This is a genomic window from Paenalcaligenes niemegkensis, assembly GCF_022230885.1.
GTDB classification, from domain to species: domain Bacteria; phylum Pseudomonadota; class Gammaproteobacteria; order Burkholderiales; family Burkholderiaceae_B; genus Paenalcaligenes; species Paenalcaligenes niemegkensis.
The window spans coordinates 1,684,611-1,707,793 of record NZ_JAKGCT010000004.1; the positions used below are offsets into that span (position 1 = coordinate 1,684,611).

Sequence of the window (23,183 nt, forward strand, 5' to 3'; positions counted from 1 at the left end):
TCTGCCTGATTCTCCAGTCAGTGCCCGCCAGATCAAATCGGAGCCAATATAAGTATGAATTAGGCTATTTCGCTGTGTTATTGCTAGAGTTTCCTTAACCGACATAACAATCAGTCCTGTATGGGTCCCCATGCCAGAGAATCAATTCCCCGAGCCCGATCAATCTTTTCAGACATCTTAAACGCTGCGTCCAGTTCGCTGATACCGAACTGCTGCATCAGCTGGTAGCGCTCTGCCTTCTCCTCCGGCTCCGTCTGGGCCAGGGCCAGATAGAGACTCGGTGGTACGGCTCGAAACAGCACCTCCATGTTCTTAGACAGAATCACGCCTTCGGTGAATTTACCGGCCTCCTTGCGTGCCGACAGCATCAACGCCTTCTGCGCTGGCGATAGTTCGCGAAAGCGCGCGATCTTCTCCACTTCATCAGGCGGCATCGACAGGCAGATCCACCACTCGATCATATTGAGCATGGGCTCGGCGGCTTTGGGCAGGTCATCCACGTTTTGCGTGGCCAGCCAGAACCAGGCCCCCAATTTCCGCCACATCTTCGTAATCTTAACCACGTAGGGTGCCAACAGCGGGTTCTTGGTAATGATATGGCCCTCATCGGTAACGTTGATGATCGGGCGTCCCAGAAATTGATCCCGCTCGGCGATATTGTTGACCGTACTGATCAGCGAAATGTAGGCAATGGAAAGCTGCGCGTTGTAGCCCTCGCGGGCGTAGGTCGCCAGATCAACCAGGGTAATGTCGGCTTCGGGCCAGGGCGTGCCGGGCCGATCGAACATTTCACCATCGGAGCCCTGGCAGAACATGTCCATGGCGTCAGCCATCTCCAGCAGCCTGGCGCGTCGCATTTCGGGCAATGTGCTGTCCTGGCCGCGTTCACGTAGCGCATCGCGCACGTCGCGTGTCAATACGGTGCGCTGCTCGCCATCTTCGCTGTGGCAAAGCCGAGCGGCGTCCAGGATGCACTGACGTATCAACGAGCGATCCGCCCGCGTCATACGGGCTTCTTCCTTGTCCTCACCGCCCGTAATCATCAATCGAGCGGTGATTTCCAGTTCGCCCAGTACGTCGCGCTGTTCATCCGCACCGGCCTCCTCAATGCCATCAGCGGTCGGCTCACCATCAAGGGCGTCCGCATCCAGCGTCTGTACGTCGCTGGGCGTCTCGATCAGGCGCCGGGCATCTGAGAACGGTGCCAGACTAATGCCAGCACCGGGCGAGAGTTTGACGCGGTGGACCGTGAGACCCAGCCTCTTGGCGAAGTCGCTGAACAAGCCGAAGGAATTGCCAGCCTCCACAATAAACAGCCTTGGCCGGTAGATGGCCGTGACCTGATTAAGCAGGTTGTTCAAAGTAGCCGATTTGCCTGACCCTGTCGGGCCGAACAGGAACAGGTGGGCATTCATCTGCCGATCCCAGCGGTTCAAGGGATCGAAGGTAATGGGTCCGCCGCCTCGGTTAAAGAAGGTAATGCCGGGATGTCCCGTGCCTTGGCTGCGACCCCACACTGGCGCAAGATTGGCCGCATGCTGGGCGAACATCAGTTGCGTGTACCATTGCTTACGGTCTTGCGAGGGGTTGTAAGCGCACGGCAACCATCGCAAATAGGTGCTCAGCGGTGCCACCTCATCTTCTTCGCGTACCGGCTGCAATCCCGCGTTAAGCATCACGTTCGCCAGTTGCAGGCCACGGTGATCAAGTTCTGCCTCATCACGGCCACGCAGGTAAAAGGCCAGACTGCCTCGGTAGAGTTTGTGGGCGCTACCAATCAGAGACCGGGCTTCCTGCACATCCCGCAGAGTCTGCTCCGAGGCCAGGGTCTCGCCCACTGCCTTCTTGGCCAGGTGGTTCAGGTGCGTCTCCAGCACATCCTGTGGGGTGGCGATCACGGTTAAACACATCACAGTGTCTTCGGGCATCTGGTCAAACAAGGTGTTGATCGCATCGCCCTTGCGGGTCTCGCCCGTCAGGTGTCCCGTTGTCGGCGGCGTGCGCAAACGATCGGTGACCATGACCCGGTGCGGCATACCGTCAAAGTGCCACAGCCCGTGCGCCACATCCGAGCGCGGCTGGCCGAAGAACAATCGTTGGCTGAAGTCCCGACCGCTGGCCAACTCGATTTCGTCGGGCTCTTGCGTTGGCGGATAGGCGGTCAGTTGGTAAAAGCGCGCGCGGTCCTCGACCGTGGGCCCCAGTAGCCGAGGCTGGGGGTTGAACCAGCGCAGCAGCCAGTCGTGGATCTGCGGCGCATCCAGGCGGTGGGCCTGAATACCCGCATTGCTCAAGCCACCGGCTAGCCGGTCGCACACGATGTTCAGCGCCTGTGCGGGCGTCTGGCCGCGCCGTGCGGTTTGCCCCGTGACGCGGCGATAGACCACCATGCGCACACGGCGGCTTTGGCCGCGCCAGGGCAAACGAGTGACGACCGTGTCCTCGAACAACCCACCAGGCTTGGCCACCGCCCGCAGGTGGTGAGCGAAAAAACGCAAATAAAACGCGGTAAACGGAGTGCCTTGCGCACGCGGCTGCACGTAACCCTGCAAGGTCTTGAGGTACTCATCAAAGCTGGTTTCATCCTGGGCGTAGAGCTGCAGCACCCACGGGTTCTCGTCCAGTTCGTCAAAGCTGTCCTGCAAGGCGTTCTCCAACGCATCGCGCGCCTGTGCCAGCCAGGCGGCCTCCCGGCCTTCAGTGCCCAGCGGAATCAACTCAAAGAAGGCGGCCACCGATTGGCCATCCTCCAACAACATGCAGCGACTGTCGGGCAGATACTCCGCCCACGGCAGCAGTTCGACAAAGGACGGCGCCACGCTGTACAACGCCTCTTCGTCCGCCTGTGTCGCGGGCCGGTTGCCTTGGACCGCCCCACCCGGCTCGGAAATCCCTGCCTCGCTCAGAGTCTGAATATGGCGCTGCCAGCCATCGGACTGATCGGTGTTGGCAACCTCGTCATCAGGGCTGGCACGCTTAAGCCAGGGAAAACGCCATGCCATTAATAGGCCTCCACGCGCTCGCCCGGCATGGCGTACTGCACCCGCTGATACAGCGGGAAGACGGTGCTGTAGCCTGGTACCGGAACCGGGTCGGTGCCCGCCAGGTGCGGGAACACGTACATCACAAGGTCCGGATTGGGCAGGCGATGAAACTGACGTTGTATTTCATTGGCGGCGGTGCGGGTGTAGCTGGCCTGTTCCATCGGAGCAGCGTGCACATCAGCCTCAGTCAGTGGTCTGCGCAGGCTTTGACGCACGTCGAGCAACTGGCGGCGGGCTACCTGGCCGCTACCGCCCTCACCCGCTTCGGTATGCCAGATATCCTGCATGGTGCGATCGCCATGTGGCAGCAACTCGTCCTTGTGAGTGGCGCATCCGGCGAGCGTAGCTGCTGTAACGATCAGCAGCAGAGGCTTAATCAAGTTCAAGCGCATGGGCTTCTCCTATACGGTGATCGACCCGGCGGCCTTCAGGTTCGTAGTCGATAGCGAGTGGCTTCTCCAGATGGACGGCCACCTTGGCCCCAGGCTGTACATACACAGCGGCGAAGGCCTGGCCGTAGAGTTTATTCACCCACTGCGACATGTCCCGCACGCCACCGGCCAGAATCTGGCCCATGGCCTCGTTGCCGCTGATGCCTGTCGTGCCCATCGATCCGTCCGCCCCCACGTATGACGTCCGACCGCTGCCCGAATCAATAAGCGACGCGGCGCCCGCGCCAGCGGCGGTGATGAGCGCTTGGGTGCTCAAGTATTGCTGGGCGTTGCTGCGCCGATCGCCCGACACGCAAGGAATGCCGTAGGGATCGCTGATCCACCCCAGGCCATCCTCTTGGTTGTTGCGCTGATTGCTGCGCTCACTGTCCTCAGGGATAGTGCGGATCGTGCCGTCATGAAATACAAACGTGATGCTGCGCACCTGGCCGCGTACACATGACAGCGTCCAGTCGCCCGAGGCGGTTCCGCTAAAAACAGCCCCCGCCACATCCGGAATGTCGATGCCGTTGGCCGTGAGGTTATCCGGGCCGACGATGACTTTGAAGGGATACGGATCGTTGACCGTACCGTCAATGGGCACACGGCCAATGAGTGCCGTCATCGCCACCGAACCCATCAGGGTGGAATTGGTCGGCACCGTATAGACCGCCTTGGCGGTGCTAACCCCTGCGGCATTGGCCACGCGGCCGACAGTAGTATCCAGTGTCTTTTGCGCGGGACCGAAACTCGTTGGAAAACTCAAGCTACTGCTGCGGTTGCGCCCATCGTCTTGTTGGGCATCATCCGGTTCAACCCAGCGGATATCAGCGCCTGCCCCAAGGCCATCGGCATCGCCCTCGCGCAGACCCAGCCCTACGGGCAGATCGGCATTACCCAGGTTCTCCAGACGACGCTGCAGATCCTGCAGCAAACCTTCGCTCTGTTGACGTTCGTTGGCAAGCTGAGCCTGGTCGCGCCGCAGACTGGTGCGCTCGGACTCCAGTGCGGAACTGATGCGCTGGTCGATGGCGGTCTCGCGCTGGCGCAGGCGCGCGTTCTCGCTGCGTTGCGTCTTGTTATCGGCCTGCGCCGTTTGCAGCTCGGTGCGCATCTGCTTGACCTGCGCCACGAGCGTTGCCACGGTGTCGTGCGGGGTATCGCCTTCAATGCCCAGCGCCTGCATTTCCTCGGGCGTGAGTTGGCTGCCAGAACCCGCAGCGCCTGAACCGATCGTGTCGCCACCGGATAGCAGACGGATACCTGCAAAAAGTACCAGTAGAGCCACCGGAATCATCAGCCACTTCAGAAGTCCGTTACTGCGCATGGCCGTCTCCTTGCGCTTCTTGCGTGAGATGAGGCAGATGCACCGCTGGGTCGAAACGCTGAATGGCGGGCAGCAGCGATTGCGCCAGTCCATGTCCACGGGTTACCAAATACACGACCGTCGTGTCCTCGGGCGTACCGTGTGGGCCCAAGGTCGGGTGCTGGAAAGCGGCGGTAAGAAAATCGCCTTGCAGCGCACGCGGGTCTAGGTTCAGCCAGCCGCTGCTAGTGTTGGTCAGACGGACCGCTGTCACCCACTGATCCTCCAGCCGCCAGGACGCCAACGCGACCGCGCGTACCGGTACGGTCGGCAGCAGCGTGTCCAGGTTCAGGTCGCCGCGCAGGTTCACGCGCATGATGCCGGGTACGGCCTCCATGGTACGCAGCGGTGCATACAGGTTTTGTGCGGCATGGCGCGTGAGCACCACAGGTACCGGGGTTTCGCGCCTCACTGCCGTGGCCGTGGCCGGGGCAGTCTGTTCGCCCGTGTCGTCACCCGCCGCCTGCTGGCCGTAGCGCTGGGGTGTAGAACTTCCCTTAACAATCCGCACCGGCTCCAGAGCAGGTTCGCCGTCATTGGCCGGTTGCGCGGCAATGTCCAGCAAAATCAGTTCCCCGGTATCCGCGTCTTGCAACTGCAAACGAGAGGGCTCAATGGACTCATTGGCGCGCAGGTAAACCGCGCCGCCGGCGCTTTGCACCCGCAGGCGCTCGCCTACGCTGGCGGGCACGCCAACACGCACGTTGCGGTCGATAAACACAATGCGCTCCTGGCCAACGACCAGTGGCACGACCAGCGGCAGGCGCTCCCAGTGCAAGATTTCCACCGCCTGGGCAGGAATCGCCATCATCCAGACCAGCACGCCTAACCCAGCAAGAACTCGGTGTTTAAAGCTCATTGGGAATCTCCTTGCAGTCCCAGGCCGCTACGCGCGGGGGTTTCTGACGCTGGCACGGTAATTCGCTGCGGCGCACCGTCAAAGCAGTCCAGCACCAAGCCAAACGGATTACGGGCCGGGTCAACGTCTGCCCGCGCCACCTTGATGGGGTAACGCACCAGCGCCCGCTTGACTTGCTCGGAACCGTGGTACTCGTCCGCGCTCAGGTCCAGCGTTACGACCCAGTCATCGTCAGAAATCATCCGCACGCGAGCGCTCGGGTTCTCGCCATAACCACGACCGGGGATTTCATAGACGCCGCGCACGCGCTGACGCAGTTCGCCCGTGCTGCGGCGGTACTCAAAGTCGGCCTGCAAAAAGGCCCGGCAGGACGGCGTCAGATACGGCGATAGGACATGCAGGTTGCGGGCGTAGTCCTCTTCGCCATTGGTCGGCCAACGGTTAAGCTGCTGGAACACATAAAAGGTGAAGGCATAAACCGACTCGGGCGGCACTTCCCACCACTTACGGGTACTGCCCGAGCGCAGGTCGGGCGGGACGTGAATGGTCAGATCGCGCGGGGCGCTCCACCAACCACCGCCCATAACCAGCGCCACCAGTAACAGCGCGACTGCGCCAATGCGCAGGGTTTTGATATGCGCCTGCAGGTGCGCAACTTCGTTTTTGAAGCGGCTCATTGCACGGCCCTTCGGATTGTCCAATAGCCGGTGCGCGTGATCAGTACCTGGCCGCGCACCCAGCCTGCCAGCAACGGGTATGAGATCGTGATGCGCCATTGCAATTGCCGATACAGCCAAGTGTCGGGCCTGCCGCGCTTCTTGCGGCGCAAAATGCCGCCACCGACGAACACGCCCAAGGCAATGCCCACGACAATGCAGGTCGGCGCCAGGGCAATGGTCGAGAAAACCCAGGACAACGGCGTCCCAATCAGCAACCCCACTGCGCCCGACAGACCGCAGCAAATCCACAGTTCATCCGCCGTCAAACCACGCACCACAACCGGGTGGCGATTAAGACGATGCGGCAGAAACGACACGGTGCCATCGGCCCGAATATGCTGGTGCTCGGACATGGGCCGTTTCCTTACAGAACTGTCGTCGCTTCGGTGAGCAGCCAGATGCCGACCACGAGCAGCACGGCACCAACCGCAACACTCAGGCCAAACTGGCCCCAGGTCTTTTTGCCCGTGTGAATCTCGGCATAGGTGCCGTAGGCGTGGTAGCAGACACCGATAAACATGGACGCCACCACCAGCAGCGCCACGAGCAGCACAATGTCGTAGCCGTAGTTGCGGATCGTCTCCATAATGCCCCCGCCCGTGCCGCGCGAGGGATTCTCCAAGGTAGGCAAGCCCTGGGCGAACGACAGGGTAGGCAGCAGGGCTAAGCCCCAGGTGAGTGAAGCGTGCGTAATAGGCCTGTGAAGCAATCGGATATTCATGGTCAGTTCCTTGCGGGTCAGGATAGGAGGAAAAAGTCAGTACTAAGTACATCGCCAGAAACCGCACGATGACGCCCAAGAACTGACGCTGGTTGATTCGGTTTTCAGCCCAGCCGACGTAGGCCGTGCGAATCGCCCAGGCGCCCCACAGCAGCAACACCGCGAACACGAAGCCGACCAGGACGGTCGCCATGATGGCTGGCGTGATGCTGCTGTTGGCCTGAAAGGCGCTGATCTGGGCGGAGGTCATGGCTGGGCCTGCGGCAATGGGCTGTGCTGGGGCGCACGCTCACTGCGGTATTCCCCTGCCAGCTCGGCAAGATCCCGTGGTTGGGCACGCGAAGGGGTCAGATGAGACCGGATGCCGGTACGCACGCGGGCCAGGTCGGCGAGCAAGCGCGGATAGTCAAAATGGTAACGATCGCCCGGCACGATGGGCGCGGCCGCTGCACTGTGCGCTACGAATTGCTCCAGCGCATCCAGTTGGCGCAGGGCCGCAGCCAGGTCTTGGCGCTGAGCCGGCACATCAGCATGAACTGTGGGCGACACGGCCAAGACCGCAGTGAGCAGGAGAGACACGCCGCCGTGCGCGGCGCGACACCGAATCGAGAGCATCATCGCTCCATCCCTTCGTTAGATCAACAATGGAATGATCGTGACGGTGCAGGCGCAATCAGGCTGCAAACAATAGGAACTTGCATCCGTCCGGATTTGGCTAATCAAGTCTTGTCCTGACAGGAGAAGGTTAATGTAGAGTCAAAGGCTTTCCCAGGAAATGGATCGCGCGCTGGAAGGATTGAGCCCCCATCGAATAAGCTGGGCTTGCTTCTCTAGCCATTCGTCGAGCGAGCGACAGGCGATGTGCCACTGGGCAGCATAAACGTTGGGCTGGCCGAGTAACGCCTGGAAGTAGGAAGCATCGATGTCCGACAAGGAATGCCCCAGCACAAACACCTGCTCGATGCTTGTCAGACCTTGAAAGAAGGGTTGGTTCTTGGCTATCAGCGCTTCAGAAGGCTTGAAGGTGGTAGAGAAGTATCCATCAAGGATGTCATGAGCCTCGACCAGCCGAGTATCGATATCGGCGATGTCTGATCGGTCATTCAGCGAGCGACGGTTCTGCGGGTGCCAGGCATGTCCCAGCACTAATTCCTCATCAGACTGCGCCGCGCAGCCGTGAATGAACAGTATCCGCTCCGGTGCAATACCGTAGAGCGTACTCAGGGTACTGGTGTAGTTGAAGTTCAGGAATGCCGCGGTGCGGTCCAGTTCGATAAGCCGCTTTAGCGCGGTTGTCGGGGTGGGGATTGGAAGCAGGCGTATCCATTCCCCAAATAGCTGCCGAAGCTCTGATGACAACCGTTTTACGAGGTTCTCCACTTCAAACTGGAAGTCGTGATGTCCAGAATCACTCCAGTCCTCGGCTCCGTACGATGCCATGAAATGACCCAGGTTATCGATAATTGCATCCACATCCATGCCTGCCAACGCCTCCTCAAGGTCGCACCAGTCCTCTCGGACGGGGAGATGCTCCTCGACTTCGCTGAAGACGCTATTGTCGTTGTCTCGAAGGTATTGTTTGAACTGATCCAGCTTCGATGGGATGTCATGCTGTAGGTCAAAGCCGTTGCCGATTACGTAGAGCTTGCGGGGCTTCATGGATAAAGTTTCCTATCAATCCAAGGTAAGTTGTCAGAAAACACGCACTTTAACGATTATCTAGCATATGATATTATTTGATAACCATCATAACCCATAGGGAGCACATCCATGAATGTCGTAATAGACCATCCGGGCGTCTCGACGTTGGTTGGCACCCCAAAGGAAGTACAGGCACGACTTGGCAAATCACATGCTGATCAAGTGCTGCTCGTAACGTTCGACCATATCAGGCCCCGGGTCTTAGAGGCCCTCGCGGCAAATGTCGCTAACGTGACATCCTCCATGTTTGAACTGATGTTGGAGCGCCATGACCGAGAGTCCATTGAACGTTTAGTCGACGTCCTGATGCCTCGGACACCGCCTTCCCCCGCTTGCTCAAGGAAGCGGTCATGCTGGTGCAGGCGCGCAAAGCCGTGTTGGAGAGCGGTGACTGGCTGACGGCCGCCGAGGTTGCACAACTGGCAGAGTTGAGCACCCGAAATCCCAGCGCTCAACCGAATAAATGGAAAAAGCAGGGGCAAATCTTCGCGATCAACCACGGCGGCGTCGACTACTTTCCAGGTTACGGCTTAGATCGAAACGCGGGTTTCCGACCGTCAAAAGCCATGGCTAAAGTCATTGAGATCTTGGCCAGGAACAAAGACAGCTGGGGCATGGCGTACTGGTTCCGTTCGGACAATAGCTTTCTGGGCGGCAAGAAGCCTCAGGATTTGTTGGCGTCCGAGCCCGAGCGTGTTATCGAGGCGGCTATGGACGAGGTCCAGGAGATCTCGCATGGCTAGACCTAAGCCATCATCGCCTGCTGAAGAGGCATCTAACACAACGCCGGAACCTCCGGGCACACTGCATGTCACGCTCACCCGGCTGAAACCGGGAAAGGTGCTACATCGGGTGCATCAGAGCATGTACCAAGCGGATCAGTTCAATCCCGGCATGCAAGGCAATGCGCGATTCAGCCCGATCCACGATGAGCAAGGAACCCCGATCCCCACGCTGTACGCTGGAACAACAATGGCGTGTGCATTGATGGAAACCGTGTTCCATGACATCCCGCACACGGCCGGTTTCAAGAGCGTCGATAAAGGCAAACTAGCTGGCCAGGTGCATTCCACTATTCAAGTTGAGGAGGAATTACAGCTGGTTGACCTTGCAAGCGTACCGCTACGCAAGCTGGGCGTGACGCGCAAGCAACTGATCGACACCGAGAAGAACCAGTACCCTGCCACACGCAAGTGGGCTGCAGCAATCCACTCTCAATTTCCCCAAGCCCAGGGGCTATCGTGGGTCTCCAGACAAGACGATTCGGCACGTGCCATGATCTTATTTGGTGATCGCATCACCAGTGATTCACTCCAACATGAGGGGGCTCACGTAGTCTGCTGGACGATGCGGACGTTTACGATGAAGTGCTGGACTTGGCGGATCGGATCGGTGTCAATATTGTGCCGGGGAAAACTTGAATGGAATGCTTCCGGATTGATGAGAGTGGCTACACCGGGTTCGACCTGCTGAACCCTGCGCAGCGCTTTCAGGGTGCGTCAGCCATCGCCATCAGCAATGAAGACGCCCGGCGTTTGATTCGTGAGCATTTCCCCAAGTTGCAAGCCGCCGAGCTCAAGTACCGCTCACTAGCGCGCCGGCCCGGCAACCATCCCCGCCTGCTGGCTCTGCTGCGGGATTTGCTGACCAACTACAAGTGCGTAACCTATGTCTGCGACAAGCGCTACCTGCTGTTGCTGATGTTCATGGATTACGCCGTCGAACCGTTCTACTACAAACGCGGCATGAACTTCTATGAGGACGGCCAGAACTACGCCCTGGCATCCCTGCTGTACTATGCCGGCCCGACCCAGCTAGGAAGGGAAGCGTTCGATAAACTGCTGGCGGCGTTTCAACATGCCGTCAAAGACAAATCGTTGGCAGCACTAGAAGCGCTCGTAAGCGCGGCGCGAAAGACACGGTGGCGCGAGCTTCCGGAAGCGCTTGGACCCCTGGCCGTCGATGCCTGTCCTGAATGCCTCTCGGCAATCGCCACGCCGGGGGTGAGCACCGACGCAGCTCTCGTGGTGCTGCAATCTCTAGTGAGCCGCATGGAGGTCATGGTGGACGGCCCCTACCGTGTCGAGCACGATCAATCCAAGAACCTGCTCACCTACAACACCCTGCTGCAGCGCTACATCGATCATGACCAACAGATCGAATTTCACCAGTCCGAGATCGCCAGCATCAAGTTTCCCCTGAAGCTCACTTCGGTGACGCAGGTTGATTCCAAGGACAGCCCGGCGGTGCAACTAGCTGACGTAATGATTGGTGCTGCCATTGAAGCGGGCAATATATTGACGGGGCAGCGTACGGCAGGGCTGGACGCCAAAGCCGTGATGTCCCTCTACGCCGATCATCAGTTGATCCACATGCTCCCATCGATCGATTTCGCGGAGCAACAAAGATTCCGGAAAGGTACGCAGGCGGCAGAGGTGATCAACTATTTCGCCGCCCATTTCCACAAATGAGTCCTTTTCAACTAGTTACGAATCACAAGTATTTTTTGAAGCTCCCCGCCGTCAAGTTCACCGCCAGACCCAACAATATTGCGCTTGGTAGCAGGATCAATAGTGGGTGCAAGGAAATAGGCAACGCCAGATAGATCACCCAGGGCAGTACAGCCAGCGGCATCAGCGATGCTTTGGCGCGGTGGTAAAAGAACCCGGATTCACGACCCGCACCGAACTTGCGCACGTCACGGCGCACCAGCCCATCGACCAGCCCGACGAAGGCCGCCAGCAGGATCAAGGGCAAGGTCAGCACCAGGATCAGTAGTCGCACCAAGAAGGTCAGCATGGTGAAGGCTGCGGCAATCAGGTAACGCTCCGACCAGACGTAGGCTTGGCTCAGGTAGTAGCGAAAGTTCTTGGTACCAGCCTGGCTGGGCACGCGGGCGCGATCCGCAGTGTGGCTAACCCGGTCACCCACGCCGGTCTTCACGAAAACCCATTCATAGCCGGTGTCCACCAAGTGGTGTGCAGTACGCCCAGGCTCGCGCACGATAACACTACGCCTGAAGTGGCTCGACAGGTGGCTCAACTCATACTGCAGCATGGATTGTGAATGTCGCCAACCTTGTTCCTGCCAGAACAGGTGCATGCCCACGCATTCGACCACGATGGAGATCAGCAGCGATCCGATCAATACACCGAACAGCCGAAGCGGCAAGCTGATGATACCGGCGATCAAACCCTGACGACGATTTTTCTGTTGTTGTGTCGTGGAAGCGGCATCGCTCATGGCACCGCCTCGTTGGGATCGACATCGCGGTTTGCCGCATCCATGGCCTCATCGTCCAACAGCGTGTCGGGCAGGAATTGCTCCTGCAGCCCGGGAATGCCCTGATTTTCCCACCACTGACCGGTTTCTGTGTAGCTCTGGCGCATGTACTGGGCAAGCTGCTGCAGATCCTGCGGCATGTTCTCGTCTAGATCAGGAGCTGGCAACGGCATACGAACCTTCCACAGTGCACCGCCCTGCATCAACGCGAAGCACTGGCCTTTGGGCAGTTGGACGATATGCGCGGGTTCGATCATCGGCACACTAGTCATGCTGATGCGGTCCTGGGTATTGCTGGTGAAATCAGTCTTGCCGTGAATGTCCGAGCTGTCGGTGGCACCGCTAACGACCGTCGTGGTGTAGACCTCGACCTTGGGCAACTGCTTGGTCAGTAGCTCGGCCGTGGCGGTCTCTCGCACGCGCAGCATGAACAGATTGTTGAAGTTGCCGATGACTTGGCCCGCCTTGGCGCGATTGCCAAGACGCGCTTCGATGTCAGAGAGGGTTTGCGTGTAGGCGGTGACCTGAATGCCGGCCCCGCCCCCTTTATTAATCATCGGGATGAACTCATCGCCCATGAGTTCGTTAAATTCGTCCGCGTGCAGGTTGATTGGCACCTTCTGACTCGCATTGGCCCCAGGCAAGCCATCGTCGATGCCGAACTTGTAGATGTGGCCCGCCACCGATACCAAATCGGAGAACATGGAATTACCGACTGCGGCAGCAACCTCGGCGTCCGAGAGCGCATCCAAACCGACGTAGACCACAGCGCGCTTCCTGATAATCTGCATCCAGTCGAAGATGGGCCTGGGATCGTTCAGGTCCGAGTAGTTCGGTGCGAGCAGTTGGGCGATTTTGCCGCTGGTGAGCTTCTCCAGCAACGGAAGCAGGCTGGCAACGATCTTGTCAAAATACGTCTTGTCGTAACGCACGGCACTACGCAGACCGTCCAGTACCGGGTCGTAGTTACGCGCCTGGCTCAGGTACTGCTCGAGCGCGACCACACGCTTCTCGCGCCCGATCATGCTCCTGGGAATGTTCCGGTCGTTCAGGCGCGCTTCAAGTTGAACGATGACCTCCCAAGCTTTGGGCTCGGTCTTGGCGAAATAATGCTGGGCGTACTCGATGAACAACGCATCAATATTGACCACGTGGCGCTGAATCAGCAAATAGTCCGGGCGCTGTCCCAGCTCGATCAGCGCACGCGCGACGATATTGACGAAGCGCCAGGCAAACTCCCGAAACGCCGCCGAGTTGCCCTCGCCCGAGAGCTGGCCAGCAATGCGGGTGGCGACTTCGGAAATCCGTCCAAACCGGCCCACGGCGTTGTAGCGGGCGGAAATGTCCGGCCAACCCAGGTGAAACACATAGAACTCGCCTTCGCGTCCGGCGCGTTTGGCCTCCACGTACATGCGTTTGAGTAGATCCGCATCCCCCTTGGGATCGAAGACAATGACGACCTCGTGTTCACCCACGTGGTTCTTGCGTCGAATGTCCTGGGTGATGAAAAGCTCAGCCAGCCGCGTTTTACCCACCCGTGTGGTGCCCAGCACCAACGAATGGCCGACGCGTTCCCCTAACGGAAGGCTGACGTCCACTTCATTCGGTTCGATACCATGCAGACGCGGAAGGCCGCCGACGGGAGGCAACGGACGCACCGGATTGAACGGCACATCCCATGCCGTAAGCTGCGCCAAATGAGATAAGGGAAATGGCGCGAACTCCAAACGTTCTTCCAAGCGCCGCACCAGTCGATACGCCGAAGTCGGCTCGACATAGCGCCGGAAATCCGGCCGATAGGTTTGCGTCAGCCGATGCGTATGCTTCTGTTCCCACAAAAAGCCCTTGCCGATGAACAGCCGCTGCTGGCTAACAGGCACCTCGCGGCTAGTCATCACATAACGCGGCAGGCGGCGGATGTTGCGGCGGTAGCGCAGGATGGCCTGGGCCTGTCGAAAACGGATCGCACCGAAGACACAAAACGCTAAGGCACTACCAACGCCTAAGCTGGGGTTCAACGCGAGCGACCACGGGGCCACCACGCACAAAATCGCGGCGCCGGCACACACCGCCACGGTGTAAAGCTCCACGGCGGGGCGCAGCAATACCTCAACCGGCTGGGTCTGCGCCATATCGTCATTGCTCGATGCCAGTGGCCGTAATCAAGGCGGGGTAGTGGCGCAGCCCCAGCCGCTCGGCCAGATCGTCCGCCGAAACGGGCCAAAGCTGCAAGCCCGGAGACAGCGCCCGCAAGCGTTCCAGTCCCTGCGCCGTCTCGACATTGACCACCAGGCCAGCCGCGTTGCGCTCACGCAAACTTACGACATGGCGGCGCAACCATGCATGAGATACCTCATCGTCACCAATCAGAAAGAACGGTTGTAGACCCGCAGCCTCAATAACCCGACGCGCGACCACGCCCGGCGTGAGTTTCGCACTACGCACGGGCAACATCTGTGCTTCACCGTCGATGGTGGAAGGCAGTTGGGGAATGGGCACGGGTGGACGCGGTACGCTGCCGGTGCGCGGCTGCAGGTTGAGCGCGTCGTAATACGGTAGCGCCGATACACCGCCGCGATCGTCCACGACAATCAGCGGCTCTGCCACGTGCTGGGCAGACAACGGTGCGGCGGTGAACAAGGTGGACAAGGTGGACAAGGTGGACAGGCCGAGTATGGTCAGAGAATAGAATTTCATCGTGAAGTCTCCTGATGGTTGGCGCCTGACGCGGCGGACGAACCCTGAACACGGTTCAGATGCCGGGAAACGCTGCGCCGATAACGTGCCGCCGGCTCCCCGCCCGCCGGACGGTGGTAGCGGCCCATCGCCAACAACCAGTCTTCACCCGGCTTGTACTGTTCAAGCAGAATGGCGGCGGCGATGGCCAAGTTGGCGTAGGGGTCGAGCAGATCACAAGGACGGCTGTAGCGATGTTTCTGATAGCCCAGGTTGATTTGCGCGAGGCCCGCATCGATACGCTTAGGCGATGCGTCACGCAGGGCCTGGTGCAGTCCAGCACAGGCTTCGGCACGCGTGGCATAGCGGTGCGACTGCCCTGCCACATTCATCGACCAGGGCCAAGGGATGGTGCGGTTATTGCGGCGGATGCCGCTTTCTTGCAGGGCCACGGCAAAGAGCACCGTCGAAGGAATACCCGCTCGTTGCGCCGCCAACTGATAGGCGGGAGGGGAATTTCCTGAGCATGCCCGTGACTGGTGAACAGGCCAGCCGCCAACAGCAGTACCCACAGGGGCTGCTGTTGGCTTACGGTTGTCGCTGCCATTGCCCGTTCACCTGACGCACCACAGCAGGCAGCTCGCCAGCCAGACCGAGCGACAGCCAACGCCCACCATCGTGATTGAGCGTAATGGTGCCGCTGCGTACCCTGGTCGGGTCGATCTGCATGCGTTTGGCCAAATCACGGATCCGAGCATCGTCCTGACGGCTACCGACCATGTAAAGATCAAACTCGGTGCCTGCCGCCTGCAAACGTTGAACAAACGACGCGCAGAGTGTGCAATCGTCTTTCACGAAAACGGCAGTGCGACCACTGCCTGCGATCGACATGCCGCCCAGCGTGGCATCAGGCAGACTCACCCGCTGCAAGCCGGGGTGCAGCCGCTGCCAGGCGTCATCGTAGGCGCGCTGGTAGGCCAGCAACTTCTCGACGCGGCGCGATTCAGCGTGAACCTGCAGTTCGGCATAGCGGCGGCGCTCTTCATCCGAGCGGGCTTCAACACCCAGCGCGGACAACGGATCGAGATTAGGCGAATAGATGCCCAATGGGCCGTCCATCAGTTCCTCGTAGCGTGTCCACTCTTCTGTGCCCAATCCCCAGTCCCGTGCCAGGCGTTCATCGCGGCTTTGTCCGATCTGACTTTGATCGACGCGCGATGGCTGCATGATGGAGTCTTGCTGGGAGGCTGGTTGCGCGGACACCCACGGGGCCAATCCGACAAACAGGGCAAGCGCTAAAGCAGTCTGTAATTTCATGGCTCTGCTCCGGATCAAGGGATGATCAGACGACGTGTCTGTTTACCGTTTTGGAACACGGCGGTGGTCGCCTCAATGGCTTGCAGTCGCCACTGCCCCACCGTCTCGCCGGCTAGCACCACCTGAATCTTGTCCGCCGTCAGTTCGTCCTTTACAGGCGCGACAGACACGCTACGCTGCCCGGCGCGCATTTCTGAGCCCACGACACGAAATGGAAACGGGGATTGCTTCACAGTCGCAGCCACAGGCGTGACGGGTTTGGTTTGTGGTGGCGGCACTGTCGGAGTAGATTGCGAGTGTGTTTTCATCTGCTCGACTTCGGTACGCAGTGCCTGTAGCGCTTGGGCGTCCGAACGGTCAGCCAGCGTCTGCTCCATTCGGGTAAGACGTGTCTCCAGGCGTTTGCGTGTCTCATGCAGTACGGCGACTGTGGCGGATTCTGGCTGGGCTTGGAGCATTTGCACGCTTTCAGCCAATTCAGCGATACGCACCTGAAGCACCTGAATTTGGCGCAGGCCTGAATCGACACGCGACTGTTGCGCAAGGTCTGCCATGGCACGATACCCAGTTCCGACCAGTACGCTGAGCACGATCAACCAGACCCAAAGTAGAATCTGCAAGCCTACGGTGACCGTGCCGCGTGAGGTTGCTTGCGCGCCGTTCATGACCGGACTCCTGTCACCGTGACGGGAAAGGTCACTACCGGCTCACTGGCAGGTATGTCACTGGCCGGCTCCAGCTTGATCTCACTGGAGTTGGATCGAACAAAGCAAATTTGGCGTGCCACATCGTCGATTTGCAGGTCCCAGGCGGAACCCGCCAACATCACCAGCGCATCACGCAAGGTCATTGGCCCTAGCTGCAAATGGGCCAACGGTAGAGGCAGCGCATAGAGTGCGGTGGTTACCGAGTCACTTTCACAAAGCTGATAACCGCTGCGCTTCAGGACATGGTGCAGACCATCGCCCACCGAGGCATGTGCATCCTCAGGCATAGATACATCAACGATCTGCAGCAACAGATCACGCTGTGCCGCCGTTGGCGCAAGCTCAACCAAGGTGTAACGACCGGAGCGAACCACCGGAAGGTACTCCGGCTGTGCGGGCTCGGGCACGGAAGAAAACTCTTCAGAAGTAGGGGCTACTGACGGTGCAGTGGTAGTCGCACAACCGCTTAACAGTGCGGCGGCGACCAACAGGCCGCCACCAGATAGGTGCCGGATGGAAACGATGGCTGGCATAGATCGGCTCTTTGTTGTGATGAACCGATACCTTCAGTCAGACACGTCGTTAAATCACCAAAGAAAGCGAACTGCGACTAGACCGCTTTACTTTTGAATCTCTCCCAATCCATGCTCTGATAAGCAATAGCTAAACGTTCACCGCGCACGGCTCAACTAGCTACCAACTCGCGGTCATTACCTTCAATCAATCTAAGGGATATTTAAAATGGGGAAAAACGAACCAGATCGAACGAACAGCTCCTCAACCACGTTGGAAAAAGGACTTGGTGTACTGGACCGATCATGGGACGCTCAATGGGCATTACGACTGATCTGCCTTGTCCTGTTTCTGGACATGGCCATGATAATGCGCACTGAAAGAGGGCTGTGGCAGTGGTTGCCCGAAGATAAGGCTCTTCTAAGCGACGTAGGCTGGATCGCACTTACCGTCGTCAGCTTCAGCACAATTGTCGCAATCGTGATGCCCGTGATCCTGACGTTCTTGCAGCAACTCGTTTTTGCATTATGGGACCTTGTTCCCAGCTTTCACATATTAACGCCGTCAGAGGCATCCTATCGGCGCGGCCTAGGAAATGTGCCCATATACAAGTTCCGTGACTTAGCTCTGTCAGAACGAGACGAGTTTCTATATCAGTTATATAAAGCAGAGAGACAGCGAAAAGAAGCTATTAGGCGTTCAAGGATACGAGATGGGGAATTGACAGCAACGGCGCTCCTGGCAGCATTGGCAGACTGGGTGATAGCTCATCAGTGGCAAGGCAGCATTGGCGTAATCAGCGGCCTATGGCCATTCTTGGGAGACTATGCGCTATTAGTTCTAACTGTCGTACTGCTTTCCGGTTTGTTCATGCTCAAATGGGCTTGGTTCCCTCCCTATAAGCCGGATGAGATTTACTTCCCACCGTTGGATCGTCAATTACGTGAGGAAGAAGAAATGCGGAAAAAAAGCTGTACTAAAAATAGTGGCGGCCCGAGTGGGCCGCCGATAAAGAAAAATCAGGCCGCAACAAGCTGCCTGGCCAATGCTACTTCGACGGAATCACCGTCCGGATTCAGCACATCGAGCCCAGACTCTGGCACGTCTCCCGACGTGCTTTGTGAGACCAGGATCTTCTTGGCCATGAGGGACAGGCATGTCATCTGCGATGTCGCTGCATAGCCCAGATAGATCACGCGTACCGCTTGCTGTTGACCGATACGCCATGAACGGCGCGCGGCCTGCTGCAGGGTGTACACGTTGTAGCCCGATTGCATGAACACAATCGTGGGGAACTCCAAAGGTCCAGCCCCGTCTTGACCAGCTCAGGGTTGGTGATGAGAACATCGATGCCCCGATCCAGCTGCTCGGCAATCCAGTCTTCTCGGCGGCTAGCTTCCACGCTTGCGCGCAATACCGCCACCCTGAAACCTTCCTGCTCCAGCAACATCTTCAGACGCGATGTGGTATCGCGCGTGCCGGTGTAAACGGAATAGACCAGGGTCTTGCGACCTGCGGCATTTTCCTCGCGGCAGATGTTGATCAACTCCCGCTCTTTGGGCATGATTTCCAGTTCGTTAAACTGAACAGGTGTGAAAGCCAGCACCTGACGGGTGCGCGGATGACGAACGGTTTCCGCTCTAAAGCAGCAGTCGGACCAAGCCAGCAGCACGTTAAGTACAACGCCCAGCAACGTGGTATCCCGCTTGCGCAGGGCTTCTTTGAGGGCCGAAGTCAGATTAGCAGCCAGACTGCCGTAGGTATCGCCTTGTTCGGCATCCATCTCGACTTCCCGAAACTCCTCGTCATACGGCGGCAGGATGCCCCCCATGTCGCGAAGCTTTAGGAATATCGTGTACGGCAGGATGCAACGCAGTACGCCCTTCGGACCAAAACCTGGGGCTTTGACCGTTCGGACTGTTACCTTGGTGCCCTTGGCGGTCTTGTGGGCAGGCCCATCGGACTCGGAGAGAATGTCCTTGAGAACGCCATGGTCTCGCATGAAGGCCATCGCGGCCGAACTCATGCTGCCGCTGCTGCTCGGACGGTAGCCGTCTTCGATCATTCGCCCAGGCAATGCCCGAAATAGAAGATGAAAAAGGTCGTCCGCGTAGCCGCCCATGAGCGTGCCGGTCAACAGCACCGTCTTACGGACCTTAGCTGCGATGACCCCCATCGCCTGGCCTTGGGCCGAGCCGCCCGTCTTGTACTCATGCGCCTCGTCAGCGATAAGCAAGTCGAACGTGCCCTGTGGTAAGTAGCGTTTGACGAACTCGGAGGCCTGGTAGCCGCCTTCACCGAAACCGAACTCCATGCTGGACATGGCGCGTTCCATCCGTTGCGCTTGCCGGTCGGAAAAAACCAACTCCCCCGGTCGTCCATCAAGTTGATGAAGTTGTGCAAATTGTCTCCCAGCATTGAGGCCAGGAAGCTGTCACCGAACATCTTCATCAGTTTCTGTGCAGTGGCTTCACCGATGGTTGGGATACGCTTTAAAGCGCGAAGCACCGCTGAGGATTGGTCACTACCGGACAATGTTCTAGGACGCATCAACGTCCAGAGTGCGGCGCTGCAGCCACTGCACTTGCGACGCGTTTCTTCGGCCTCCAGTTCCAAGGCATAGATAGGCTCACCATCCAGATCGGTGACTGTTGTCCCACAATGCGGGCAGGCGCCAACCTCGCCGTGAAGGGTTCGTTTGCGCATAAATGCCGGTTTCCAGTAAAAACCCATGCGCATACGCACGCGACCGATAATGAAAAACTCCTGGCCCGTCGGCTCCTCACTCATCTGCTCGCGCAGCTTGATGAGCTTGAGCAAGGTATCGGGGCCATTGAGCACCCATACTTTGGCGCCTGCGACGGTTTCCAGAATTTCCCTGCGCCACTTGTAGACCAGGTGGGGCGGGCTCAGGACCAAAGTACGGCGATAACCTTCCGCATTAAGAACTGTCGCCAGCGCGATACCGACAATGGTCTTGCCGGTGCCCATCTCTCCATTGATGATCGCGGCGCGTTCGCCTTGGTTCACCAATAACTCCGCTGCCGCATGCACAACTTCGGCCTGAGCTGGAAAGAGCTGGCGTTTGAGGCCTGCAAGCACCAATTGACGCTCGGGCCGGGGCGTACCGTTATAGACAGGCGGGTTGGCCCGGTTCAGGCTGTCCAGCAGTTCGTCGCCGAACTCCTCGACGAAATCCTGCAAGCTGAGGGACAATTCCGACTCTGCGGCATCTGCCCGCTCGTCGGCGTGGATGGTTTCTGCGACAGCCGTCGCTTCAAGTTGAGTAGTCATGGTGGTACTCCATAAAAATGGGGCACGCACCTCCCCCAAAGGGGCGGTGACATGCCCCAGGGGATAAAAGGTAGATGGCGGCCGTAGGCCGCCGTAGGTGGGATCAGTACTCGCTGGGCAGGAGCAGCGTGGTCACGCTGCGATCCCATTCAGTAATGATCCAAAGTTTCAGGTCGGGTGCGACCTGGTAGGACGAGAACAGGCGATCCTCACCCGATGCCAGCGCGGCATCGTTTAGTTCGCGATCCCCTTCACTGAGATCACCCCAATCGCCGCCAAGGTGGCGGCGCAAGTACATACTGGGGTTGAGCTGGCCCTGTTGGACCAGTTCGTCAACGCCGGCCGTACAAATCAACTGGCCTGGCGAGAAGCGCATGTTGGGAACCACGCTAATGAATAGTGCTTCGGTTGTCATGGAGATAGCTCCTTAAAAAGAAAGCCGACGCCATGACGCCCATTGGGGCAACATGACCCCGGTGGGTGGATAAAAGCGGTGATACGGTGCCGTCAGATCAGAGACTGTTCCTCGGGTTGTTGAGCAACGGTCTTGCTAGGAACATCAATGAATCGTGAGAATCTGACCCAACGTGGCTGAGTCGGGTGTCAAGTCCCATGCACGAATGACTGGCACAAACTTGTCGGTGAGGATGCGCGTCTCGGCCACGGAACCATCATCGCGTTCGCGATACTCGGTGGCCGTAGCCTTCTGCTTGTAGGTGTCGCCCTTGACGGCCAGGGTGCGACCACTTTTGGACTGCACAACACCTGAGATGGCGCCGGCCGCCAGGGCCAGTGCCAAATGCCAGTGAGATAAACCGCGTGCCGGAGGCCGCATGGATTGTTGGGCGGTGCCCAAATGGGTCTCGCTCGATGGCCATAGCCCCTGCAACCGCTGCACTTCCTCGGCAAACTGCGCCGGTTCCATGCTGATCCGGTAAAAATGCGCCGGCTCGGCCTGTGCGGCTGGGATGCTGTAGGGCAGCGCAGTCCACACAGCAGGCAGCTCCTGCGCTTCGATTTCAGCTTGGCCGACCTGTAGCAGCCGGGCACGGATGGACTTGACGTCATCACCCGCCAGCTGACGCTGACGAACGCGACGCCCGAACACGACGACCTGTTTGAACTGTGTGTCCACCGCACGGTAGACGCTCAGATCGGTAAAGTGTCGTGTCAGCCATCCAACCATTTCCTGATCGAGGACGTAGAACGGGATGATGAAAACCAGAACACCGCCGTATTGCAACTGCGGCAGTGTTTTTTGATAGAACAACTTCTCGAGCCGTGTGCGGCCTCGGCCTTCATAGCCCATGTTGCCATTGGCGTCCCGGGCGAGATCACCGTACGGAGGATTGAGCCACAGCAAACCGAAGCTCTGGCGTGCGATCAGAGTGTCCAGCAGATCGCCATGAATGCAGCGATCAACCAGTCGGCGAGCATGGTCTGCCCGTTCCTGGTCGTACTCGACCGCGTAGGCGGTGACGTGCTCACGCCCGAGGGCATGCGCCGCTTCGGCGATGGCGACGCCTTCGCCAGCGCAAGGATCAAGAATGCACATCGGTCCATCACTGGGCGCGAGGGCGTTGAGAGTTCGTTCAAGCGTGGCTTCATCGGTCGGGTAGTAGCCGTTTTTGGCAAAATTCCGAGCGAGCCGGGGGAACATGAGGGCCATAAGAAAGCTCCTGTGTGGCGGGGATGAGTGAATGCGGATACGCGCGAACAGCGCGCATCCGCGGGTAAAAGCGTCAGGCCACCGCTTCCAGTGGCAGATCGGTCGCTGCCGATAGCGGCGCCGAATAGGCGGTGAGCACGTCCTGGCGTATGAGTTCGCCCAGTGCGTCGGTGAGAAGTGGTACGTCCAACCCCAAACGAAAGCCCTGCAACGGTCCGAGCGCCATTGGCAATGCCTTGAGCATTTCCCGATCGCGTAGCAGCGCCAGCACGGGTGCTTGCCAGTGCTCCAGAAGGGGCAGCGGGCACGTGTCTTTGACCAAGCGCCACAGTCGAGCGGTGGGATCGTTGGCTGAGCGTGGTAGCAACGCGAGAGCGCTGGCCGTACTCTTCTCAGGTTGGGTGCATCGTCGGTCGAACAACCAAAGGTTGGTCATTGAACCGAACAACGTGCGACGATAAGCCCGGGTGAGACGCTTTTCCAGACGATCAACGGCGCCGACCGAGACCGGGACAGAGCCCCTTGGTCGGTGATAAGATGGAATTGATCCAGCCCATCTTCGGCGCGGCCCAGGGTCAGGCGAGCGATGAATTGCTGGATCGCGGTATCGCGTGCCCAGACGGAAAGAAAAATAAACTCGCCTTGCTCGTTGCAAACGCACGCATCGGCCATCAGGTCGCTGCATTCGTCGATGCGGTACAGCACGGGAGTTTGATGAGAGGATGGGAGCATAGTGGTGTCCTCAAGAAAGGAGACAGCACCGCCCCCAAGGGCAGTAACTGCCCCATAAGGGATGAATAAACGCGGTTTACTCGGATTGAGCTTCCTAGCCGCTAGTCGAATTACAGCGCATCGCCGGGAAGACGAACCGGTATAAATGATCG

At 58.9% G+C, this 23,183-nt stretch carries 20 protein-coding genes and 4 pseudogenes; 3 read left to right on the top strand and 21 right to left on the bottom strand.

Annotated features, from left to right (window positions below; genetic code table 11):
- Positions 1–110: 110 nt before the first annotated feature.
- From L1889_RS12160 to L1889_RS12205, 10 genes and pseudogenes are all read right to left on the bottom strand, one after another.
- Positions 111–3,002, bottom strand: a complete 2,892-nt coding sequence (locus tag L1889_RS12160) for a conjugative transfer ATPase (RefSeq protein WP_238665342.1) — start codon at positions 3,000–3,002, stop codon at positions 111–113.
- Positions 3,002–3,436 carry a TIGR03751 family conjugal transfer lipoprotein gene (locus L1889_RS12165; protein ID WP_238665343.1) on the bottom strand — a complete coding sequence of 145 codons (435 nt, stop codon included), beginning with the start codon at positions 3,434–3,436 and terminating at the stop codon, positions 3,002–3,004. Before L1889_RS12165 ends, L1889_RS12160 begins: the two co-directional genes overlap by 1 nt.
- Positions 3,417–4,802, bottom strand: coding sequence for a TIGR03752 family integrating conjugative element protein (locus L1889_RS12170; RefSeq protein ID WP_238665344.1), 1,386 nt, complete (start codon positions 4,800–4,802; stop codon positions 3,417–3,419). The genes L1889_RS12165 and L1889_RS12170 overlap by 20 nt, the downstream gene beginning before the upstream one ends.
- On the bottom strand, positions 4,792–5,700 hold the full coding sequence (locus tag L1889_RS12175; RefSeq protein ID WP_372871540.1) for a TIGR03749 family integrating conjugative element protein: 909 nt from the start codon (positions 5,698–5,700) through the stop codon (positions 4,792–4,794). The genes L1889_RS12170 and L1889_RS12175 overlap by 11 nt, the downstream gene beginning before the upstream one ends.
- Positions 5,697–6,377: a PFL_4703 family integrating conjugative element protein gene (locus tag L1889_RS12180; protein WP_372871761.1), complete on the bottom strand. Its 681-nt coding sequence runs from the start codon at positions 6,375–6,377 to the stop codon at positions 5,697–5,699. Before L1889_RS12180 ends, L1889_RS12175 begins: the two co-directional genes overlap by 4 nt.
- Positions 6,374–6,772: a TIGR03750 family conjugal transfer protein gene (locus tag L1889_RS12185; RefSeq protein ID WP_238665930.1), complete on the bottom strand. Its 399-nt coding sequence runs from the start codon at positions 6,770–6,772 to the stop codon at positions 6,374–6,376. Before L1889_RS12185 ends, L1889_RS12180 begins: the two co-directional genes overlap by 4 nt.
- An 11-nt stretch (positions 6,773–6,783) precedes the next feature.
- Positions 6,784–7,140, bottom strand: coding sequence for a TIGR03745 family integrating conjugative element membrane protein (locus L1889_RS12190; RefSeq protein WP_238665345.1), 357 nt, complete (start codon positions 7,138–7,140; stop codon positions 6,784–6,786).
- Positions 7,141–7,171: 31 nt separating this feature from the next.
- Positions 7,172–7,390, bottom strand: a pseudogene (locus tag L1889_RS12195) (TIGR03758 family integrating conjugative element protein); the annotation flags it as partial.
- Positions 7,387–7,758 (bottom strand): integrative conjugative element protein, RAQPRD family, encoded by a 372-nt coding sequence (locus tag L1889_RS12200; RefSeq protein WP_238665346.1) that lies wholly within the window; start codon positions 7,756–7,758, stop codon positions 7,387–7,389. The gene L1889_RS12200 and the pseudogene L1889_RS12195, both read right to left, overlap by 4 nt.
- Positions 7,759–7,896: 138 nt before the next feature.
- A complete protein-coding gene (locus L1889_RS12205; protein ID WP_238665347.1) occupies positions 7,897–8,799 on the bottom strand; it encodes a bacteriophage abortive infection AbiH family protein in 903 nt (300 codons plus the stop codon).
- Positions 8,800–9,191: 392 nt separating this feature from the next.
- Between L1889_RS12205 and L1889_RS12210 the strand changes: the two genes are divergently transcribed.
- The 3 genes from L1889_RS12210 to L1889_RS12220 are packed head-to-tail and all read left to right on the top strand — an operon-like array spanning position 9,192 to position 11,312.
- Positions 9,192–9,584, top strand: a complete 393-nt coding sequence (locus tag L1889_RS12210; RefSeq protein WP_238665348.1) for a hypothetical protein — start codon at positions 9,192–9,194, stop codon at positions 9,582–9,584.
- Entirely contained in the window at positions 9,577–10,314 is a 738-nt protein-coding gene (locus L1889_RS12215) for an RES family NAD+ phosphorylase (RefSeq protein ID WP_238665349.1), read from the top strand. Before L1889_RS12210 ends, L1889_RS12215 begins: the two co-directional genes overlap by 8 nt.
- A complete protein-coding gene (locus L1889_RS12220; RefSeq protein ID WP_238665350.1) occupies positions 10,263–11,312 on the top strand; it encodes a DUF3800 domain-containing protein in 1,050 nt (349 codons plus the stop codon). The genes L1889_RS12215 and L1889_RS12220 overlap by 52 nt, the downstream gene beginning before the upstream one ends.
- 22 nt (positions 11,313–11,334) lie before the next feature.
- Here L1889_RS12220 and L1889_RS12225 read toward each other — a convergent pair whose 3' ends face one another.
- The 11 genes and pseudogenes from L1889_RS12225 to L1889_RS12275 form a co-directional block, all read right to left on the bottom strand.
- Positions 11,335–12,084, bottom strand: coding sequence for a TIGR03747 family integrating conjugative element membrane protein (locus L1889_RS12225; protein ID WP_238665351.1), 750 nt, complete (start codon positions 12,082–12,084; stop codon positions 11,335–11,337).
- Entirely contained in the window at positions 12,081–14,255 is a 2,175-nt protein-coding gene (gene traD, locus L1889_RS12230; protein ID WP_238665352.1) for a type IV conjugative transfer system coupling protein TraD, read from the bottom strand. Before traD ends, L1889_RS12225 begins: the two co-directional genes overlap by 4 nt.
- Before the next feature lie 4 nt (positions 14,256–14,259).
- Entirely contained in the window at positions 14,260–14,820 is a 561-nt protein-coding gene (locus tag L1889_RS12235) for an integrating conjugative element protein (protein ID WP_238665353.1), read from the bottom strand.
- Positions 14,817–15,406: pseudogene (locus tag L1889_RS12240) on the bottom strand (transglycosylase SLT domain-containing protein). The gene L1889_RS12235 and the pseudogene L1889_RS12240 overlap by 4 nt, the downstream one beginning before the upstream one ends.
- A complete protein-coding gene (locus L1889_RS12245; protein ID WP_238665354.1) occupies positions 15,388–16,116 on the bottom strand; it encodes a TIGR03759 family integrating conjugative element protein in 729 nt (242 codons plus the stop codon). The pseudogene L1889_RS12240 and the gene L1889_RS12245 overlap by 19 nt, the downstream one beginning before the upstream one ends.
- A 14-nt stretch (positions 16,117–16,130) precedes the next feature.
- On the bottom strand, positions 16,131–16,781 hold the full coding sequence (locus tag L1889_RS12250; RefSeq protein ID WP_238665355.1) for a hypothetical protein: 651 nt from the start codon (positions 16,779–16,781) through the stop codon (positions 16,131–16,133).
- Complete coding sequence (pilL2, locus tag L1889_RS12255; RefSeq protein WP_238665356.1) at positions 16,778–17,356, bottom strand: PFGI-1 class ICE element type IV pilus protein PilL2; 579 nt, start codon at positions 17,354–17,356, stop codon at positions 16,778–16,780. Before pilL2 ends, L1889_RS12250 begins: the two co-directional genes overlap by 4 nt.
- Before the next feature lie 999 nt (positions 17,357–18,355).
- Positions 18,356–20,630 (bottom strand): annotated as a pseudogene (locus tag L1889_RS12260) (DEAD/DEAH box helicase family protein).
- Between the two features lie 103 nt (positions 20,631–20,733).
- Positions 20,734–21,045: a hypothetical protein gene (locus tag L1889_RS12265; RefSeq protein WP_238665357.1), complete on the bottom strand. Its 312-nt coding sequence runs from the start codon at positions 21,043–21,045 to the stop codon at positions 20,734–20,736.
- A gap of 144 nt (positions 21,046–21,189) precedes the next feature.
- Positions 21,190–22,299 (bottom strand): DUF6094 domain-containing protein, encoded by a 1,110-nt coding sequence (locus L1889_RS12270; RefSeq protein WP_238665358.1) that lies wholly within the window; start codon positions 22,297–22,299, stop codon positions 21,190–21,192.
- Positions 22,300–22,372: 73 nt separating this feature from the next.
- Positions 22,373–23,031 (bottom strand): annotated as a pseudogene (locus L1889_RS12275) (hypothetical protein).
- Between the last annotated feature and the right edge of the window lie 152 nt (positions 23,032–23,183).

Bases quoted from the DNA above. Each gene is read 5' to 3' on its own strand.
- L1889_RS12160 (WP_238665342.1), bottom strand. From the start codon at position 3,002: ATGGCATGGCGTTTTCCCTGGCTTAAGCGTGCCAGCCCTGATGACGAG.
- L1889_RS12165 (WP_238665343.1), bottom strand. From the start codon at position 3,436: ATGCGCTTGAACTTGATTAAGCCTCTGCTGCTGATCGTTACAGCAGCT.
- L1889_RS12170 (WP_238665344.1), bottom strand. From the start codon at position 4,802: ATGCGCAGTAACGGACTTCTGAAGTGGCTGATGATTCCGGTGGCTCTA.
- L1889_RS12175 (WP_372871540.1), bottom strand. From the start codon at position 5,700: ATGAGCTTTAAACACCGAGTTCTTGCTGGGTTAGGCGTGCTGGTCTGG.
- L1889_RS12180 (WP_372871761.1), bottom strand. From the start codon at position 6,377: ATGAGCCGCTTCAAAAACGAAGTTGCGCACCTGCAGGCGCATATCAAA.
- L1889_RS12185 (WP_238665930.1), bottom strand. From the start codon at position 6,772: ATGTCCGAGCACCAGCATATTCGGGCCGATGGCACCGTGTCGTTTCTG.
- L1889_RS12190 (WP_238665345.1), bottom strand. From the start codon at position 7,140: ATGAATATCCGATTGCTTCACAGGCCTATTACGCACGCTTCACTCACC.
- L1889_RS12200 (WP_238665346.1), bottom strand. From the start codon at position 7,758: ATGATGCTCTCGATTCGGTGTCGCGCCGCGCACGGCGGCGTGTCTCTC.
- L1889_RS12205 (WP_238665347.1), bottom strand. From the start codon at position 8,799: ATGAAGCCCCGCAAGCTCTACGTAATCGGCAACGGCTTTGACCTACAG.
- L1889_RS12210 (WP_238665348.1), top strand. From the start codon at position 9,192: ATGCTGGTGCAGGCGCGCAAAGCCGTGTTGGAGAGCGGTGACTGGCTG.
- L1889_RS12215 (WP_238665349.1), top strand. From the start codon at position 9,577: ATGGCTAGACCTAAGCCATCATCGCCTGCTGAAGAGGCATCTAACACA.
- L1889_RS12220 (WP_238665350.1), top strand. From the start codon at position 10,263: ATGGAATGCTTCCGGATTGATGAGAGTGGCTACACCGGGTTCGACCTG.
- L1889_RS12225 (WP_238665351.1), bottom strand. From the start codon at position 12,084: ATGAGCGATGCCGCTTCCACGACACAACAACAGAAAAATCGTCGTCAG.
- traD (WP_238665352.1), bottom strand. From the start codon at position 14,255: ATGGCGCAGACCCAGCCGGTTGAGGTATTGCTGCGCCCCGCCGTGGAG.
- L1889_RS12235 (WP_238665353.1), bottom strand. From the start codon at position 14,820: ATGAAATTCTATTCTCTGACCATACTCGGCCTGTCCACCTTGTCCACC.
- L1889_RS12245 (WP_238665354.1), bottom strand. From the start codon at position 16,116: ATGAAATTACAGACTGCTTTAGCGCTTGCCCTGTTTGTCGGATTGGCC.
- L1889_RS12250 (WP_238665355.1), bottom strand. From the start codon at position 16,781: ATGAACGGCGCGCAAGCAACCTCACGCGGCACGGTCACCGTAGGCTTG.
- pilL2 (WP_238665356.1), bottom strand. From the start codon at position 17,356: ATGCCAGCCATCGTTTCCATCCGGCACCTATCTGGTGGCGGCCTGTTG.
- L1889_RS12265 (WP_238665357.1), bottom strand. From the start codon at position 21,045: ATGACAACCGAAGCACTATTCATTAGCGTGGTTCCCAACATGCGCTTC.
- L1889_RS12270 (WP_238665358.1), bottom strand. From the start codon at position 22,299: ATGGCCCTCATGTTCCCCCGGCTCGCTCGGAATTTTGCCAAAAACGGC.